The 19,338-nt window shown below is 47.6% G+C and carries 13 protein-coding genes; 4 read left to right on the top strand and 9 right to left on the bottom strand.

The features are described from left to right. Positions 1-128: 128 nt before the first annotated feature. Both ABD852_RS16725 and ABD852_RS16730 read left to right on the top strand, forming a co-directional pair. Positions 129-1,205, top strand: coding sequence for an NAD-dependent epimerase/dehydratase family protein (locus tag ABD852_RS16725; RefSeq protein ID WP_345030989.1), 1,077 nt, complete (start codon positions 129-131; stop codon positions 1,203-1,205). A gap of 136 nt (positions 1,206-1,341) precedes the next feature. Continuing rightward, positions 1,342-2,400, top strand: coding sequence for a hypothetical protein (locus ABD852_RS16730; RefSeq protein ID WP_345030990.1), 1,059 nt, complete (start codon positions 1,342-1,344; stop codon positions 2,398-2,400). A gap of 556 nt (positions 2,401-2,956) precedes the next feature. Here the strand turns inward: ABD852_RS16730 and ABD852_RS16735 are convergent. The 5 genes from ABD852_RS16735 to ABD852_RS16755 all read right to left on the bottom strand — a co-directional run bounded on the left by ABD852_RS16735 (position 2,957) and on the right by ABD852_RS16755 (position 10,784). Further along, positions 2,957-3,799: an HAEPLYID family protein gene (locus ABD852_RS16735; protein WP_345030991.1), complete on the bottom strand. Its 843-nt coding sequence runs from the start codon at positions 3,797-3,799 to the stop codon at positions 2,957-2,959. 63 nt (positions 3,800-3,862) lie between these two features. Continuing rightward, complete coding sequence (locus ABD852_RS16740; RefSeq protein ID WP_345030992.1) at positions 3,863-5,137, bottom strand: sensor histidine kinase; 1,275 nt, start codon at positions 5,135-5,137, stop codon at positions 3,863-3,865. Continuing rightward, a complete protein-coding gene (locus ABD852_RS16745; protein WP_345030994.1) occupies positions 5,134-5,811 on the bottom strand; it encodes a response regulator transcription factor in 678 nt (225 codons plus the stop codon). The genes ABD852_RS16740 and ABD852_RS16745 overlap by 4 nt, the downstream gene beginning before the upstream one ends. Positions 5,812-5,834: 23 nt before the next feature. Then, positions 5,835-6,494 carry a response regulator gene (locus ABD852_RS16750; protein ID WP_345030996.1) on the bottom strand — a complete coding sequence of 220 codons (660 nt, stop codon included), beginning with the start codon at positions 6,492-6,494 and terminating at the stop codon, positions 5,835-5,837. A 141-nt stretch (positions 6,495-6,635) separates the two neighbouring features. After that, complete coding sequence (locus ABD852_RS16755) at positions 6,636-10,784, bottom strand: DUF6923 family protein (protein WP_345030997.1); 4,149 nt, start codon at positions 10,782-10,784, stop codon at positions 6,636-6,638. A gap of 472 nt (positions 10,785-11,256) precedes the next feature. Between ABD852_RS16755 and ABD852_RS16760 the strand changes: the two genes are divergently transcribed. Further along, complete coding sequence (locus ABD852_RS16760; protein WP_345030998.1) at positions 11,257-12,405, top strand: sensor histidine kinase; 1,149 nt, start codon at positions 11,257-11,259, stop codon at positions 12,403-12,405. Between the two features lie 91 nt (positions 12,406-12,496). Here ABD852_RS16760 and ABD852_RS16765 read toward each other — a convergent pair whose 3' ends face one another. The 3 genes from ABD852_RS16765 to ABD852_RS23095 form a co-directional block, all read right to left on the bottom strand. After that, on the bottom strand, positions 12,497-13,861 hold the full coding sequence (locus tag ABD852_RS16765) for an MATE family efflux transporter (protein WP_345030999.1): 1,365 nt from the start codon (positions 13,859-13,861) through the stop codon (positions 12,497-12,499). A 229-nt stretch (positions 13,862-14,090) separates the two neighbouring features. After that, complete coding sequence (locus ABD852_RS16770) at positions 14,091-15,107, bottom strand: alpha/beta hydrolase family protein (RefSeq protein ID WP_345031002.1); 1,017 nt, start codon at positions 15,105-15,107, stop codon at positions 14,091-14,093. 1,010 nt (positions 15,108-16,117) lie between these two features. Beyond that, positions 16,118-16,555: a TlpA family protein disulfide reductase gene (locus ABD852_RS23095; protein WP_425568820.1), complete on the bottom strand. Its 438-nt coding sequence runs from the start codon at positions 16,553-16,555 to the stop codon at positions 16,118-16,120. Between the two features lie 501 nt (positions 16,556-17,056). Between ABD852_RS23095 and ABD852_RS16775 the strand changes: the two genes are divergently transcribed. Then, positions 17,057-18,046 carry a WD40/YVTN/BNR-like repeat-containing protein gene (locus tag ABD852_RS16775; RefSeq protein WP_345031003.1) on the top strand — a complete coding sequence of 330 codons (990 nt, stop codon included), beginning with the start codon at positions 17,057-17,059 and terminating at the stop codon, positions 18,044-18,046. A 370-nt stretch (positions 18,047-18,416) separates the two neighbouring features. Here the strand turns inward: ABD852_RS16775 and ABD852_RS16780 are convergent, their stop codons facing one another. Next, positions 18,417-19,229, bottom strand: coding sequence for a helix-turn-helix domain-containing protein (locus tag ABD852_RS16780; RefSeq protein ID WP_345031004.1), 813 nt, complete (start codon positions 19,227-19,229; stop codon positions 18,417-18,419). Positions 19,230-19,338: the final 109 nt, after the last annotated feature.

Genomic DNA, 19,338 nt, shown 5'->3' on the forward strand with positions numbered 1-19,338 from the left:
ACAATAGATACTCATTTCTTTTTTCCGTGGCGTACAAGCATTTTGACGGATTGTATGCAAATTGCATCGATAATTATAAATAGGCCGTTTTATTAGTACATCTTTTTACATAACAAAATCTATTTAAAATGAATATTGCGCTTGTAACGGGGTCAGCGGGGCTAATCGGAAGTGAGTCTGTTACCTTTTTTTCAAATAAATTTGATTTGGTGATCGGTATCGACAATAATCTCCGTCAGTATTTTTTTGGAAAAGATGGAAATACGGAATGGAATCGCAGTCGGATACAAGAGTCATTTTCTAACTATAAGCATTACTCGGCTGACATCCGGGAAACTGCGGAACTTGAACCGATTTTCAAAGAATACGGAGCAGATATCAAAGTGATAGTCCATGCAGCAGCGCAACCAAGTCATGACTGGGCGGCAAAAGAACCCTTTACGGATTTCAGTGTAAATGCTACCGGAACGCTTAACCTATTGGAGATGACACGCCTACACGCTCCACAGGCCGTTTTTATCTTTACCTCTACCAATAAAGTTTACGGTGACAACCCTAACTACCTGCCACTCATTGAGCAGGAGACAAGATGGGAGATTGACAACAATCACCCCTACTTTAAAAACGGGATAGACGAACAGCACAGCATAGACCACACCAAGCACTCGGTTTTCGGAGCATCCAAAGTAGCTGCTGATATTATGGTGCAGGAGTATGGGCGCTATTTCGGCCTCAAAACGGGGATCTTCAGGGGCGGATGCCTCACCGGGCCTAACCACTCCGGTGCACAGCTCCATGGCTTCCTCGCCTACTTGATGAAGTGTGCAATTACGGGTATTCACTATACAATTTTTGGATACAAAGGCAAACAGGTACGCGACAACATTCATAGCCATGATCTCGTCAATATGTTTTGGCATTTCTATCAGAATCCCAGATCCGGAGAGGTTTATAATGCCGGCGGGGGAAGATACGCAAACTGCTCCATGCTGGAAGCTATTGCGCTTTGCGAGAAAATAACTGGTAATAAAGTCAACTTCTCCTATTCGGAAACCAACAGAATTGGAGATCACATCTGGTATATCAGCGATCTTACCAAATTCAAAAGTCACTATCCGGGCTGGGACTGGGAATACGGACTGGAAGAAACACTGGTGCAAATTCATGACGGCATCGCATCACGGCTGACGGAGAGCCATAAGTAACTTATCGTCAGTCTATAAAACTGAATACTAAATTTTCTGTTTCACCTAAAACAGGTCAGATGAATATATGCTACAATTAATAAGTAAAGCCCTATACTCGCGCTATTGGTGCTTTTATTTTATACTTGTTGGCACATTGCTGGCACTATTGTCGGCTCCCCCGAAAATAGATGCTACATTTTTCTCAGATGATCACTCCTATTGGTACACGGTAGAGAAGCAATCTGAAAATATCTTTGGCCCGATTGCCGCTCCCCGAGAAAGTCATGCGGCCAAAAAGACCTTCAGGCTTACCGTACCCTTAATTGCCAAAACTCTCGACCTCAAAAGGAAAGGAATATATCTGTTACAGGTAACAACATTCTTTGTAATGCTTGGAATGGGGATAAGTCTGGCCAGAAGAATTACTTCGGAAAGTAAGGTTTCATCGCTTTTTATGGCTTCAATGATTCCTTTGTACACCATCTTGAGTTCTTATCATGAGGCTACCGGTCATCTTGACGCATTCGCCTATTCATTTTTATTTGGCGCAATGTACTTTCGGCATCCGCTACAAGTATTCTTTGCTTGCTTCCTTGCCTCCTGGTGTGATGAACGGGCCTTTTTGGCGACTTCCTTTATTTTCATGTGGTGGTTTTTACAGGATGAAAATGCAAATCGTCTGCGCGTACCCTCTTTCTCGGCCTATCCGGATAGCAGAGCGGTAGCGGTTTGTCTAAGTGGACTTAGCTATATTGCATTACGCTTCCTGCTTACTTTTTATACACCGCTTTCGCTCGAAATGGGTCGTGCCGATTTGTTGCTTGTAAAAGAGTATACTTCTTTTGTCCCTTTATTGACCTATTCCACTTTCGGAGCTTTATGGGCCGTTATTCTTACTGCGGGGCTTCTTCTTATCAGGCAAAACAGACCCCTGTTACTGTTATTTCTGATTATACCTTTTCTGTTGCAAGCGATCGTTGCCTGTATGGTATGGGATTTTACACGAAGCCTGTCTTTTGCATTTCCACTCCTGTTTTTAAGCTTATTTATTGTAAAAGATTATTTTAACACCGAAACCATAAAGATTGGTTTGTGTGTTATTTTTCTGCTATCATTGATTTCTCCCGTAATTTTCTTCGATAGTCAGATTACCAATGTCCATAGCATCTGGCACATCGGATTTGACAAACTCATTAAAGTCGTTACAAAATAATTTTCTATAGAATTTTGACGGAGAGATAAAAAAGCCATCACTCATTCAATGCAACCACTCAAAGGCGGTATTTTACTTGCCTCAAAGCACTATGTACATGAGACGCACTAATCAATAGCCTAGATTACTGCAGCCCAAAACGAATCTTCAAAGTAAATACGGGTGAGCTACATTTGGAGCCACCAAAACCTTCCTTCTAAAAATCTCCCCTGTTTGCCCGTATCAGTTTCAACATAAAATTCATTTCCATATCCACTCCGCCTGGTACATCCTCTATCGTTGGAATAACGGTAGAGTCAGAAATTGTTCCGCGGCCCCTGTATGGATTGTTGCTGACAGCCAACAGGTACCTCTGCATGGGGAATCCGGTTTCACCTCTGTATTAAGCGCCCTCATATCCCGGTCAGGAAGCCTGGCCTTACTATCCAATACATGATCGAGCCTGTCTTTCGGGACAAAATCCTATTAGGCGGGATGCACTGTTTCCAGCAATTGGCGGAATGACTTTTTTCCAAAAACTCCCCTGCGGCCGGTTTGCTCATTTTCCACCAACCGGTTAGTGCGTCCGGTGCCGCGGTTCATAAATCAGCCTCGTCAAAAAACTGATACTATTCCCGGAGTTCATGTGAAGCGGCAGCCCGGTGACGAGCCCCAATGCGAGTCCGTCGGCAAGCTTGATCTTGACCTGGGGACGAAAAACAAGAGAATAAAAGTGTTTTGCCGTTTCCTGGTTCATTTCCAGTCCTATAAAATGTCCGGAGTGGGGCAGCACGTAATGCATGCTCAGGTTGGCCTGGTAGTACATTTCGGCCGGGCCGCCATGGTTGACGAGGTCGAATTCAGGCCCGGTGTAGAGCATGGAATGGATATTGGCACCCCATTTCCGTGCTATAATCAAAAAAGGTGTCATCCGGTGCCCCTTCCAGAGACTGTGCCGCTGTGAGATCGTATAGAATGAGTGGGTCACCAACTCATGCATATACCCGGCGGCCATCGACAGCTGATGCTTGTCTGAAACCAGGAAGGTGTACTGCGTAGCGAGTTTTACGCCTTCGATCCGGTTGTGAGGGACCGCCGAGGTTTCCCGCTGCCCTTCTTCCAGGTAAGACCTGTAAAGTGTGAAAGGCACTTCCACTTCGAATCCGAGGCGGTTCAGCGGGGCAAATTCATATTCGATGAACCCGGAGTTCGCCGAATACCGGCTGTTTTTTTCAAGCCCCCAGCCGAGGTTCCACTCCCGCTCCCCTTTCCTGGCGCCTATGTCGCGTACCAGGTCCATGTACAAAGGCTCCGCATGATGGATTTTCAACGGGCGTTCATCAAGTGAATCCACAATTTGGGCAGGGCTTTCGATCGCCAGGAAAAGAAGGCTAAGCCCGATAACAGTTAATGGTTTCATGAATGTTGTTTAGTAAGCAGAACAACATTACCATTTGAATCCGGAAAGAATCGGGAATTTTGGTCAGGGCGCCGGAAATAACGCCTGCCATTGATGCAGGCCGTCGAAAGAGTAGATCAGGCGGATATCGTAGGTTTCGGCGATCGCCCCGGTAATTGCCAGCCCAAGCCCGGTCGAATTTTTGTTGGCCGTATCTTCCTGGTAAAAACGTTGAAAGAGCCGCTCCCCGGCCAGCGGCCTGTGGATACCCGAATTTCGAAGCAGAAACCCCTGTGGCGCAAAGATCAGCTCAATCACACCCCCTTCAATATTGTGAACGATTGCATTCTTTAACAGGTTGGTCCAAAAAATCTGCGCCAGGTCCCGGTTCATTCTGGCAACCGGATGGAATTCTCCCGTTACCGAGACTTTCAATCTCCGGAAACCGGTCAGGTCTTCAAATTCACCGAGGATCGTCAGTGCCATTGCCCGAAGATCAACAGGCTCTTCTCCGGCAAACTGCCGGTTTTCGATCCGCGACAGCAGCAACAGCGATTTGTTGAGGCGCTTCATCCGTTCCAGCGTCCGGATCACTTCGCCGATTGCCCTCCGCTCAGGCTCTGCTACAGTATCTTTTTCCGCAAGCAGCTCCAGTCTGCTGAGGCTGATGGCCAGGGGAGTTTGCAATTCGTGGGCCGCGTTTTCCAGAAATTGCTTTTGGCTTTCGTAGGCCCTGTTGGTTCTTTCCAGCAAATCGGTTACCTCCCGGTCCAACTCCCTGAATTCAGAAATATTGGATTTACCAACCGGCGCGGCCGCGGTTTTCCCAAGCCTGAAATCTCGGAGCCTGTCCAGCGCCGCGTAAAATGGACGCCAGGTTCTGCGAAGCAAAACATGGTTGACCAGCAGGATGCTCGTCAACAAAATCACATACAGCCAGATCAGCGCATAAAACAAATCTTCCATCAAATCGTCTTCTTCCACCATCGACGAAATGATTTTAAGCTCGTAATTGGCCGCGCCGTCCCTGAAGACCGTGGTAAGCATCCTGACCGGCTCCAGGTCATTCTCGAAATCCATATACATCAGGGTGTCCTTGTAAACATCCTTTCTTTTAAGGGCTTCTCCCGCCCGGATTTCGCGAATTTCATAGTTGCCCTCACCGAACGCTGCTTTCTCCAGGACCGTCTTATCTTTCCTAGCCTTGCGTATAATCAGCAAACGGTAATTGTCGAGCCCGTCGTCCAGGCTGTCATAAACTTCATCGAGAATATTGATGTAAAAAACGGCCGCCCAGGCAGACAGGATCACCAACATGGCCGCTGCAAGGTACTTCAGCGTAAAGTGGTTAAGCTTCATGGCAGTACCAGTTTATACCCCATTCCGTATACCGCTTGTATCTCTATGTCGGCCAGGCTGTCTTTTAATTTCTTTCTCAGGTTTTTTATTTGCGAATAGATGAATTCATAGTCGTCGGCGTCATCCATATAATCACCCCATACATACTCTGCGAGGGAGGTTTTGTCGACAACCCGGTTTTTGTTCACCATAAAGTAGCTCAATACGTCAAATTCTTTCCGGTTCAACACCAGTTCTTTCTCTGCCACTGTTGCAGTTCGTTCGTCCGGGTCAAGCGCTACATTGCCGGCTTCCAGCAGGGTACGTCCACCGGGTGCGTTGCGCCGTAGCACCGAGCGGATGCGGGCATGCAACTCGGCCAGGTGGAACGGTTTGACCAGGTAGTCGTCAGCGCCGAGATCAAGACCGGTGAGCTTGTCGTCGAGCGAATCCCGGGCCGAAATAATAATCACGTTACCTGACCGCTCCATTTGCTTCAGCTCGCGGAGCAGGTCCAGACCGCTTCCTCCCGGCAGGCCGATATCGAGCAGGATACAGTCATAGAAAAAGGAAATAATTTTGTTGAGTGCCTGGTGAAAATTGCAGGCATGCTCGACCAAGAACTTTTCGGTTTCAAGCGACTGGCGGAGCGCATCAGCCAACTCGGGCTCATCCTCTACGATCAGAATTTTCATACCGGAAAAGTTAACTTACTGAATCACCTTTGCCCCTCCCGCGTCAATACTTCGTCGGAGTATTGTCCCACCTTTTTAAAGAGCTCAATACTATTTTCTACCGCCATTTTTTGAAAGACCCTGTTTTTATGGGAGCTTACGGTGGAAAATTTAATGCGCAAAGTACCGCAAATCTGCTTACTGGTACAACCCTTTAACATAAGGTCCATGACCTCTTTCTCCCTCGGTGAAAGCGTTTCAATCGGGTTCAGCGAGCTATTCTGGCCGTACATAAAATCATTGACAATTTTTGCCTGCACGGCGTTGCTGATATATTTTTTACCTTGGGCAACCATTTCAATGGCCATTTGTGCCTCCGTATCCGGTGCATGCTTAGGGAGAAACCCATATGCTCCCGCGTGAATGCATCCCGGTGCATTGGCAAGCTCATCTCTTCCGCTGCAGACGAGAATTCTGAGGCCCGGCTGGACTTTCAGAAACGTCTGGATCATTTCGGATGCATGCCCGCCCGGAATTCCCAGGTCCAGAAGCATTACGTCAAACCTCTGGTCTTTTAACTTTCGCATTGCCGCCTCAAAGTTCCCCGCCATGCAGACAGAACACTTTTTGATCACTTTTTTGATCAGCAGTTCAAGCCCCAGGCTAGTCAGAAAATGGTCATCAACGATGAGGATTTGTTTCATGAATGGATTAATTAGATAGCCAAATTTAGTCAATAGGCCTATTAAGTGCCCGCGATTTAAAATATCTTCCAACTACGGATAAAGCAAAGATAGCCATCCCGACTTCGGGATGGCCATCCGGTACTGAGGCGACATGCCCTGTTACCTTGCTATTACGATTTTCTGTACACGCCGGCTGCCGTTATTGAGTGTAACGGTAACCGAATAAATGCCGGTGGCTAACCTGCTGATATCCAACCCATCCGGTGTTACCGACGAAGCATCCAACACTTTCACACCCAACAGGTTGTGCAAAGAAACCCTCCGGATCTGCGCGAAATCCGCGAATTTCAGATGGTCGTTCGCTGGATTCGGATAAGCTGTCAGTAATCCGGGGGCATCGAATTGCGCGCTTAGTATATTGCTGTAATTGAACGTCGCGTCTTTGTCTACTATTTTCAAACGATAATAGTTGATGTGTTCAGAAGGCGTATTGTCAACAAATGTGTACCGTTTCAATGCTACGCTTTCCCCTTGCATCTCTTTAATACCGATGGTTATCCAATTGCGCGCATCAGTGCTGCGCTCGACCTCAAACCGATCGCCGTTAATCTCTTCCGTGGTTGCCCAGTTCAGGATAGAAATACCCTGCCCACGGCTCCCCTCTTTCCTTACAGTGAACGACACCAGGGTGACAGGGAGCGACGTGATAAACAGCGTACCTACCGCTGAAGTGAGGGTACAGATCTCGCTGTCACTGTCGACGATAACGCGGTACTGGTATCCATCCCAGGCGAACGTGGTTGGCGTAAGCGATAACGAATCGGTGGCCGCACCCGAATAAGTTCCGTTGGCATCGGTTGCACCGGCGGGCGCCAGGTTCGTCCAGTTAGTGCCGCCGTCTACGCTGACCTGCCACTGGTAAATCAGCGTCCCCGTACCGCTGGCATTCACGGTAAACGAGGCCGCCTGACCTGGCTCTGTTGTCTGCGTTTGCGGATCAGGCTGGGTCAATTCAATATCACAAAGGGTAGCGGTAACACAGTTGGCGCCGTCATTGCTGTTGGATGGAACCGAGGTAGACATGAAGCTTGCAGAGTTGTTCACCGGGTCTATTTTGTAAAACCGACCTGTATTGTTGTGAAAAGCATATAATTTACCGGTAGCGTCAGCGAAAGCAGCCCCGAAGCCGCCATTATTGGCAGGCAGGCCCGATATGAGGGGACCTACGGCAACCTCACCGGTCAGGGGGTCGAGTGTCGTAACGCGCCCATCCGTTGTAAAACCGTAAACGAGTTGTGTCGCGGGCAGGTACGCAAAATCGAATGCCCCGAAAGGAGCGCTCACAGGAACCCCATAGGTGGGTCCGGTCTGCAGTGCGAAACCATTGGTAGGATCTACCAGTTTCAGAAAGGTAGAAGGCCGGTTGGCGTCAACATCGATTACATAATAGTGGCTTGCATTCGTCAGGTAAACCATCATATAACCATTTGGAATCTCGACCCCTACGTTGTAGTTACTGCCCGCCGGTAAATTCGCGATAGGATATTCCATAGTCCCTCCTTCACGGTCGATTCGTACAATGCTGTTGGAACCGTTTTTGGTCGCCCATAGCATATTATCCGCCGAATTATAAATTAACGAGTTGACGGTCATAGGTAGCGGAGCGATTTCTGTTCGCGCGCCCGTACCCACGTTATATGCATACAAAGTCGAAACCGGTTCACCGGCTGCGGCAGCCACCTGGTAGGTGATACCGTCGGTACAGTCGAACGGCATTACTTCCAGAATAGCGTTCGGGCAGCTCGCCCCGTCGTTGCTATTCGAGGTAATGCTGGTCGACAGCTGTGCGGATGTGGCAGCGGTAGGATTGATACGGTGAAACGTACCCGGATCATTGGCAAATGTATACAGCTTACCGGTAGGATCGGCGAACACCGCTCCGAAAGTCGTACCGGTCGGCAAATCAGTCACTACCGCCCCGATAGTCGTTGCTCCGGTAACATGATTGAGCGTCACCAGTCTTGCTGTCGTACTCTCAACCCCGTAAACCAACCCTGTAACCGGTTCATACACCAGGTCTGCTACGCCCATCGGCGCACTTACCGACTTTCCGTAAACCGGCCCGGTCTGAAGGGCGTATCCGTTGGCGGGGTCTACTAACCGCAGGTAAGTGGCGCGACCCGGATTGATATCGATCACATAATAGCTGGATTGGTTGGAAGTATAAACCAGCATATAGCCGTTAGGCAACGCAGCGCCTACATTAAAATTAGTGTTGGGCAGATTGGGAATGGGATATTCAACTGTTGTACCCGTTGCATCTATCCGCACGATGGTGTTCGTCCCGTTTTTTGTAGCCCAAAGCGTGTTATCCACCTCGCTGTATATGAGCGAGTTTACCGTTATGGTCAGCGGGGCAATCAGCGTACGGGTACCGTTGCTCACATTATATCCGTATAGCGATGAAACCGGCTCACCCGCCGCTGCTGCCACCTGGTAGGCTACACCGTTTTCACAAGCGAAGGGCGTAAGACACCCTGTGATGGTAATCGGCTGGCTCACAGGTCCCGTACAGCCCTCATTTTCAAAACGGGCATAGTAGGTGCCTGCGGGTGCATTTGCCGGATCAGCAACCAATGTAGCCGCCGAAGGGGTATTCGAAGTGTAAAATCGCAGCGTACTACCCGCCGGAGGAGTGTCGATAACCAGCCGGTTCAGATCGTAGGTCACTGACGGACAAATCGGTGCATCGGTGCCGGCACGGAGCGTGGGTGCCCCCGGAATCGCAAACACGTTCATCGTTGCAGATGAGGAGTTTGTCGTACAAAGATTGCTCGTAATCACGCAGCGGTAACGATAGTTGTTCCAGACCGTGGTGGAGGGGGTTACAGTGAGCGTGCTTGTACCACCACCGGAATAGCTGCCGTTGGGTCCGGTAAACGGAGTAGTTTGCAAGTTAGCCCAGTTGCTTCCGCCATTGGTACTTTGCTGCCATTGGTACGAAAACGGGCCATTTCCCTCGGGTGAAACAGAGAAGGTAGTTGAAGTGGCAGGACAGAGGGTGACGTCGGCCGGTACTACCGGAATATCGGTATCACATTCCACAAATGCATTTGGACAGCTTGCGGCGTCGTTGCCGCCACCGGGCGTACTGGTAGAAAGGAGTGCCGCTGTATTGGCAACAGGATCGATGCGATAGAAACCACCCGTTGAATTATTAAATCCGTATAATTTACCGGCTTTGTCGCTGAACATACCGCCATATGCGGCAGGCGGCAATCCGGCAACCGCGGTTGGGTTAACAGTTACGACACCGGTTGTCGGATCGATCGTGGTAATCTGTGCTGAAGTATTGATGCCATAGCCTAAACCGGTAGAGGCAAGATAGGCCATGTCGGAGGTGTTGAAGGCGGTTGAGACGGGAATACCGTAGGCGGGTCCGGTTTTAAGGGCATAACCGTTGGTCGGATCCACCAGCTCCAGATAGGTCGCGCGGGAAGGGTCTACGTCCACTACAAAGTATTCAGCACCGGAAGTACTGTAAATCATCATATAGGCATTGGGTAATTCCACCCCCACGAAATAGCTTCCGGTTGGCAGGTTAGCGATGTCGTACACGACCGTCCCGCCGCCTGCTCCAATACGCACGATATCGTTCGAGTTATCGAGCGTTGCCCAAAGGAAGTTATCGGCGGCAGTACTGTAAATCAGGGAGTTCATGTTGTACGGGGTAACGGCACCGATCTGGGTGCGTACGCCGGAACTGACATTGTAGCTGAAAAGCGAAGACTCTGTTTGCCCCGCCGTGACAGCAATCTGGTAGGCGATTCCGTCCAGGCAACCGAATGCGCTCTGCGTGCTCATCCTGAAATTCTGGTTTACCATATTGGCCGCCTGGTTAGTCAGTGCAATTTCCCCCAGCAATGGGGCATTGGCCTGGTTGGCGGTATTGCTTGCACCCACCACATCCCGGTTTACCCAAAAATTACCGGGGACGCGTCCGCCTTTCGGATTAGTCGGTGTGTTCGTCAGTACAAGTTTGTAACCGGTCAGGTTGTTGGGCAGGCCGGTAAACGAATAGCCCCCGGCCGCGCCTACCTGTCTTGACGCGATTACCGTCCCGGACGCGTTGACGACGTTGACATACATCGTTCCGCCAAAGTCCGTGGACGTTTCCCCGGGATCGACCAGAAGGTTATTATTGGGGTCGGTCCAAACGGTACCGGTAATGTCAATAGCTATGGCTGCTCCATAGCACAGCACGCCTATGAACAATAGGAGCGCTCTCACTAATAGACTTCTCTTCATTTTCGAATGGTTAAGTGGTTATAGTTGAAAAATGGAACGCTAGTGATTCGATTCTCTTCAAATCTTAGTCGGTGTGTACAGCGTCTATATGCTAGTCGAAAGGATATTTAAATCGACAGATAACAAAATTAGATTGATAAATCGAGGAGTATTCTAGCAATATATCACGATGTTTTTCGAAATAATGCTACTACTTGCCGGGCACTGCCAGAGGTCGATTCGACGGTAAAATGCCCGAAGTATTCATAGTATACACCGACGGTCCGAATCTATACGCAGGATCAATTCACCTTAAATAAGCCATTTAAGAACCCTACCGACCTCAGAAGTCATGCTTCATCAATATACATCTGCCGGTATAAGCTTCGGGGAAGCCACTGCCCAAAGCACAATTTCGTAGCTGAAAAGAGAAAAATTTTCAACAAATTACTAGAAGTATTTCTAATTTATTTTTCAATTATCCTTCCTTATTTTGCCCGAATTATCCCACCCGAAAGAACATTTGTTTATGGCTGCTATTACCCTAACTCACCGGATTCATAATACAATTTTTATTTTCTATCTCGAACTAGCGCTCATTTTTTGTACACGTCCGGCACTTGCGCAGCAGGATGCCCGCTATAACAACGGAGACCTTTCTGTCACCCATCATGACGACTGGGCCAGCCGGCGCCAGGCCAACGCAAAGAGCCCGGTTTCGCTTGATCGGGAACACGCCCTACCGGCATGGTACCAAACTTGGCATTCCAAAACCTTTATAGTGCTTGTCGCCGCCTTTGTCGTTTACTTGATTCCAAGAGCAACCGTCAGGCGAATTGAAAAAAGAAACCATGATTTAAAACTGGGTGTAGCAGAACACACGCAAGAGCTTCAGGAGACCTTACACGCTTTACGGTCTTCGGAAGAAGAGCTGAGAAGGCAATTACGCTTTCATATCAGGATGATCGCCGCTATCTCCCACGACGTACGTACCCCTGTACATTACATCCGGCTGGCTTCAGAGGGGATCGAAAGCTCTCTTGAAAGCGACGAAATTCCCAACGCGAAGCGACTGGCTTCCACCATCTGTACAACCAGCAAACGGCTCCTCAATTTACTTGATTCAATGGTCGCGTTTACGAAATACGAAATGTCGCCCCCCCAATCGCTTCTGCAGGAAATCAGCCTCAGGCATCTGGTTATCGAAAAGACAGAACTCTTCAAACCTATCCTGGCGGCACAACAAGGGAGATTGCATATCCAGATCCCTGACGACCTCATGGTAGTGGTCAATCCCAACCTGCTGGCTGTGATCATTCATAACCTGGTCGACAATGCCGTTAAGGTCAGGGATGGCAACACTGTCCAAGTTGCTGCCGACACGCGGGAAGGCACCGTTCACATGGCGATCCACGACAACGGACCGGGCATGCCGCCTGAACTGGTGAAATGGCTAAACCTGTCGCTGAGCGAAACCTGCCGGGCCAAGCCGATGCCCGAAAAATACGACGGACTTGGCTTGATAATGGTTCGCGAAATTGCGCAGATTCTGGGGATTCAGATCGCCGTCAAAGTGGAAGACGGCACCATTGTTCACCTGATGTTTCCCGGGAAGAAGACTAAAGCCATAGCCGGAATTTGATATCCGAAGATGTAAATACCCTTAACCAAAGAAAAGTTTCCGGGAAACCAAAACTTACAGCTTGAAGAACCCGACACCGACGTTACAAAGCCTATACCGGGCGAATCGCACGCTCACCGAAAAACTTCCTTTTGTGATACAGCATATAAAGGCCGATCAATAACAGGGTCAGTATTTCTGCCAGGGACCTGGACAACCATACGCCCGGTAGTCCTGCCAGGTCGGGCAGTATTGCCAAACCTGCAACCACCAGCAAAAAACCCTTCATCAGGTTTATTAGTATAGATAGCGTCGTTTTACCGGTACTTTGTAAATAAGCCCCCAAAATATAGTTGGGCCCGGCGGCAAGGAACAGCAAAAAGTACAAGCCGAATCCCTGGCTGAGTACCTGTCGGTAAGTATCTGATTTGTGTTCGGAAAACAAGGAAACCAGGTATCCTGGCAGGAGCACTCCCAGCAAAGCCATGAAGCCCCCCAACACGAAAGTAAAGGTAAGCGAGAATCGCAGCATTGCTAAAACTCTGTCTGGACGCCCGGCCCCGATATTGTAGGAAATGACCGGCAGCGAGGCTATCATGGCCGCTGTGAAGGGCCGGATGAGTATAAAGCTAGCGTAATTGATTAGTCCGAAGGCGGCTATCGGTACGGCGCCGTACCGGGTTAGACGTTGGTTGATCAGGAGCAGCCCCGATGAAAAAGCAATTTCGGAAGCGAACGACGGCATTCCTGTTTTAGTAAGCTCACGCCATTGGCTGAGCCGGAGCGTAAACCGGAATGACGAAAAACGATAGTGGGTTTTTCCTTTCAGGATATAGACAAAAAGGTATGCGGAGCCGGAAAGGAATGCCAGTGCAGTTGCAATAGATGCGCCCTCCACTCCCAGCCCGAGCCAAACGACCAGAAAAAGATCCAGCATGATGTTGACAGCAGCGGCCAGAACGGAAGCATTCCGAGCCGCTTTGGGCGCGTTGTCAGCCCGTACAAAGTTGCCCCATACCATATTCAGAAAGAAAAGTGGTAAGCTGACCAGTTGCCAGAAAGCATAATCGGACGTATAATCTACCAATACGGCGTGATCCGCGCCGGCGAGGAACCGGGCGAGAACCCCGGCGGACAGGGGCACCGTAACCGCAATGCTTCCGCCGATGACAAGCACGAGCGTAGTAGCGAATTGAAAGACCTGCTGCACTTTTTCATAATCGCCTGCACCGAGGCTTTTTCCGATCAGCACGCCTCCTCCTATCATAATGGGTAAAGCGAAAGCCACCAGCACAACGACAACCGGCCCGAACAGTCCAACCGCCGCTAACCCTTCCTTGCCTACCTGTGGGCCCAGGACAATCCCATTGATGACCTGATGGACAGTTGACGATAGCATACTGATAAGGGCCGGTGTGTAAAATTGGAAAAACAACGACCTGATCGGCGCTTCTCCCAGTCGATTCGTTGTGTCCATGTAGCGTAGCGGGTCAAAAGAAAAAAGGGGCACAAAGGTAATCAGATATCTGATTGTCTGTGATATAGACCGAAAATCTTGTTTTTAGATAAGGGGAGAAGCTTCTCGTTAGCTGTAGGAGAATCGTATATAAATATTCGTTTGCTCACTTCGTTGTAAGTAGCTTTTCAAGAGCGCTTTAAAAATGCGATACTGCCTGCAAATCTCCTTGTTTGGAATACCCCGAACCCTACTTTTTGCCGTTTACCGACTGAGCAATCCATTCCCCCCAGAACCTGGCCACCTTATCCCAATTAAACTGGCTGTGGTCAACTGTTCCGTCACTGTACACCGGGAAAAAGTTGTGCTCGCAGTTGATGCACGGTTTGAAGGTAAAGTTGCGCTTTCCCTTTTTCATCACCTCTACCCTTAGTAAATCATTGAGCGGTGCGTTGGTGTCTTTCGTACCATACATGATAAGCACAGGGATTTTCAAATGGGAAATTGCATTTAGCTGCGGTTGAGAGAAAGTATAAGTCGTGTAAAATGGGTCGCCGGTTTCAGCAGAGCGGGCGTCCTTGTCCTTCAATACCGTCTTCCAGTAGTCAAAAGCAGATTCCCCGAAACGGGTGCTATCCGTATCACTTTCCCTTCTCCTTCCTTGCGCAATGATATCATGGATCCGACCCAGAGGATTGCCACTCGCATAGATCAGATGAGAAACCCTTCTGCTCTTCACGGCCATGCCGGCAGCAATATGGGCACCTTCGCTATGACCCGCCACCACAATCTGCTTACGCGCCACCCAGCTCATTTGCCCCAGCTTCTTTAAAAGAAACAGATTCCGGGAAATATAGAAATCCGGATGGTTGTTCACTACGTATTCTTCAGGAAGATGCCCCTCCTGGTTGGTATACACAAAATTGCTGCCCAGGTTACGGACATGACTTGCCAGGGGTACCGCCGGTTTACCAGCAATGACGAGGTGGTAGTGCTGGGTGAGTATATCGGTTTTAAAGGGGAATACCCCATACGGTCCCTTATCCGAGTTTATAATCAGCGGCTTCGGCATACTCCCCTGACAGAAAAACAGGACCGGCTTCGGTACCATTTCCTCGTTCTTCGCCGAAGCTACAAGTAGGTCTACAGGCATACCATTAAAGGTGAATTGCAGATGGCGCACTCCAAGGCTGTCTATCAACGTCGCCTGACCCCGCCCCTCCACGCACCAGAAAATTCCCCATATTGTAAGTAACAGCAAGCGCATGGATCGTTGAATTGATAACGATCAAAAATACAACGCAAGCCCGGCGAAGCATATTGAACTACTGTCTTTTAGGTTTATTTAACAGATGGGCCGATAATCTCGTATTCCCTTTTTCATTTCTGTCGGTCCGGGTATTCTCAACGAGCTACTCTTCAAAAAGGTAAAAATATCGCGAGAACAACTCGTCAATTTGGGGTCGTTGAAAAGAATAATCTCAAATTTGGTAGAAAGGAAAGTTAGCGGTAGGAGATGGCGGAAACGAAGGGAATACTAGCCAATCGCGGTTGTCTTTTTAAAATTGGGAAAATTGGCCCATGTTCGTTTACTCTCTTCGCCGTAAGTAGCTTTTCAAGAGCGCTTTAGAAATGCGATACTGCCTGCAAATCTCATTAAATGGAATACCAGCTTCCTGTTGCCAGAGGATCGAAACGACGGCAGTAGTCACCGTCTCTGTCTCGACGAATTTATCTTCATCTAATGGAGAAATATTCTGGAAAGAAAAACAAAAGCTATTGGAACCCCCAGCATTACTATAGCAATCAAATAGTAGCGTCTAGCATTTGTCTTACTATGTGCGTATTGGGACTTTTCCGTTAGTCCACTCAATTTGGATACGCCATAATAGTTGAAAATCAAATAGTAAATACTTATCATAGCTATCGCACTAACCAGAATGCTTACGATATAGATTTCGATACGGGAGAAGCCTTTGTTAAAAACATGCTTCCTAACAGCACTAATAGTTATTAGCATGGGTATAGTGAAGCAACAACATGTCTGTAGTAGAGCATACCACCATGCTGGATCCCGGCCCTTTCCAGCCCTGTTTTCTTTTACCGTTTTTTGATAAAAGGTGTAGTATAGTCTATATAAGAACTCCATATAAAAAATTCAGTTTACAGTCTCAAATAGTCCGATTTACGCGCTGTCCCCAGGACTACTTGCTTACGTTATAGGTCTGCTGACCGATTTTAAATTTACGAAAATACAGCTTTTCAGGGATGCTGTAGCTATTGTGATTTTTCGGTCCTTACTTCGGCCAGAGCTTTTTCAATTTTTGCCGCGATATTCTGACTGGGACGTTCAGTGAAGTTTTCGATGATATTTCCGTCGAGATCTATGAGTACATAATGAGGATATGCACTTACTATATAGTTTTGCCGCAACGTTTTTGTCCAGGAAGGGTTTGAGTAAAGGTTGATTGTTTTATGATTGTACTTTTTTGAGGCAGCGTTCCATTTTGTCGCCTGCTGATCTTCCACCGCACCCGGAGTGCCCGTACAAATACTAACGATTTTAAACGGTCTGCCTTCGAATTGAGCGGCAAGTTTGTTTTCAAAAAGAATCTCCTGTATGCACAGTCCGCAGGTTGTAAACCAGAAACTAAGGTAAACTACCTGTCCTTCAAACTGCTTAAGTGTAACCAGCGAATCGTTCTCATCAACGATAAAAACAACTAATTACTCATTTTCGGACTAAACACTAATGGAACCAATGCAAATGCTTCAATACTTAAATATAAATTAGTTTCGAGCTTAATTTAACTTTACCTATGAAAACCTTTCGCAAAATCAAATCGCTTATCACGGCGATACCCCTCTTTACTATATGTGCCGAATTGATTGATCAATCCAATATTAGAGAATCAATAGAAGACAAAAATGGAAATATTTTCATTTCATATTGGTCAATAAAAATAATCAAATAACTTATATGCTCATTCATTTCATGCAGCTAATGTCAGGCTAAAAAAATACGCGCATCCGCCAACCTTCCTTAGAGTCCCGGCAGGCTTTGGAAGTTCAGCGCGCGAGAAACATAGCAGTCATTCTGAGATTATCCAAAACACGCTACTACTTGTTAGTTTCAATTATTTATCAAATAATTGAAACTACTTCTTCTTAACTTAACTCTTCCTCCTATCTGCTTGGATATAAGAAACTTGCACTATGAAAAGGAAATCCCTAATTTATTATTGCTCTTGTCTGCTTTTGACAGGACTTTTGGCCTGTAAGAAGGAAAACGCCACACCGGTCGAAGAGCCGGTTTTCAGTACATTTCAGGAAATGGAAACCGACCTTCCCTATCAATACTACCTACAGGCATGGTGTATGAACGATTCCACCGGACTTGTCGTAGGTGCCAAGGGAGCTGTGATGAAGACAGTCAACGGCGGGAAGAACTGGGTCAGAATAGATTCCCATACTGATTTTACGCTTTACGACATCCGGTTTATGAACGGTAATGTCGGGTATATCCTGGGGTATAACGAGGAGGAAAAAGGTATTATTTTAAGAACTGGGGATGCCGGAAACTCCTGGGGGATTTTCCGGCAATTCGACGGAATGAAAGGAGCCGCGATAAGCTTCCCCGACGCGAAGACCGGCTATATTCTTCTGGATGAAAAACGTTTGCTGAAAACGCTGGATAGCGGTGCCACGTGGTCAGAGATTACGGTCAACATAGAGTCTGCAAACAAAATGGGCTTCCATGACCCATTGTATGGATTTATTACATCGGCCGATGGATTCTATTACGAGACGCTGGATGGAGGCCATACCTGGAATCGTTTCAAAGAGCCCACATCCGAGGATCTTCAACAGATCTATTTCCAGGGCGATGAAGTCGTCTTAAAATCTGACACCCGTCTTTATTACAAATCCCTCTCATCTAATCGTAATAGCGACGTACTACCTATCCCGAGCTCCGGGGTGCTTGAGTTCACCAACGATGGCAAGGGGGTTGCTGTAGGAGGCAGGACCGGCCCTAACGGTTTAAAACCTACTACTTATGTATACGCTACTATCGACCAATTTAAAACCTGGCCCGAAAAGCGGCCGGATGCCGGAATTATGACGCTCTCAAAATTGGGGACTAATAAATTCCTGATGATCGGCAACAGGTCCGGCAGGGCTTTAATTTTCACAATGGAACTATAACCTCAATACCATTCATTTACATAAACTCGTGATCATTATGAAGAAAATTTTACTTTATCCTGCTCTACTAATTGGTATTTTTTTCTCTCCTTTCAATCGATGGCCCAAGAAAAGGTATTACGAGAAAAGCACAAAAATGCCGATGGTCACGTAAACTTCGTCTCCTTTGTCCCAAGAACGCTCCGGCAACTGGTGCGCTTCGACAGACGCTAAGCGAGTATTTTGATATTCCTTTGGCTGATTCGTTAAAGCTGCACGAACACAATACACCCGAATCGGGCGCGTACGAGCGTCTACTCCAGCGAACGCGAAAAGATCGAATTGCTAAAAGGAAAACAAGATCCGTCGTAGTAATAAAAAACATCGACCGTTAACATTGTTCTGCCAACTGGCTTGGCGCGATTCCGAACTGTTTTTTAAAAGCGAATGAAAAGTGCGACAGGTTTTCAAAGCCTACTTCGTAGCATACATCCAATGGCTTTTTCCCCTTTTCCGTGAGCTGGTAATGCGCGAGCTCCAGCCGCTTTTGGGTTAGCCAACGTTGCGGGGTGGTGCTGAAAGCTTTTTTGAAATCCCGTTTAAAGGTGGTAAGGCTTCTGCCCGTGAGATAGCCAAATTTTTCCATCGGCAGGTTGAACATGAAATTCCTTTCCATGTAGTCGACAAGGTTTATTTTACCAGGCTCTTCAAAATTGGCAAGCACATCGTCAATGTCCTTGTCGAGTGTTCTGAGGATGCTGATCGCTTCAGTTATTTTAATAGAAGCAATGTCCTCTGGTATATCCTTCATATCAAAATAAGGGATGAGCGAAGCCAGACAGCTCTCCAGTAGCGGATGATTGCTGAAGCTGCAAATTTTGGGTGATTGTAAAGGCTTGGGTTTTACATTCTTGTTGCTGTAAAAACTTCTGAGCGTTTCCACCGATAAATGCATTACTACCGTTTTATGCGGCTGCCCATCTTTGGGATAGTTAATAATGGTCGCCAGTTGATTTCTCGGGATCAGGAAAATATCGCCCTTCTTAAAAAAGTAAGTGGCATCCGACTGAACGATTTTGGTTTCGCCGGAAAGGAACCATACCAGCATGTGGTCGTCAAACATGATATCCGACTTGAAAAATTTGTCTTCATAGCTGGACAACTTTATGTCATCGGTAATGTACCGTGCTTTGTATTCCATCATTTTATCTTTTAACGAAACCAGTAAACCAAAGATAGCACATAGTTTACACTTCACTTTGTTGAAAAGGCCACGCCTTAATGGAGGGAGGAGAACCGTGGCTATTCTCCCC

The sequence above is a fragment of the Ravibacter arvi genome (assembly GCF_039540405.1).
In the GTDB taxonomy this organism is placed as follows: domain Bacteria; phylum Bacteroidota; class Bacteroidia; order Cytophagales; family Spirosomataceae; genus Ravibacter; species Ravibacter arvi.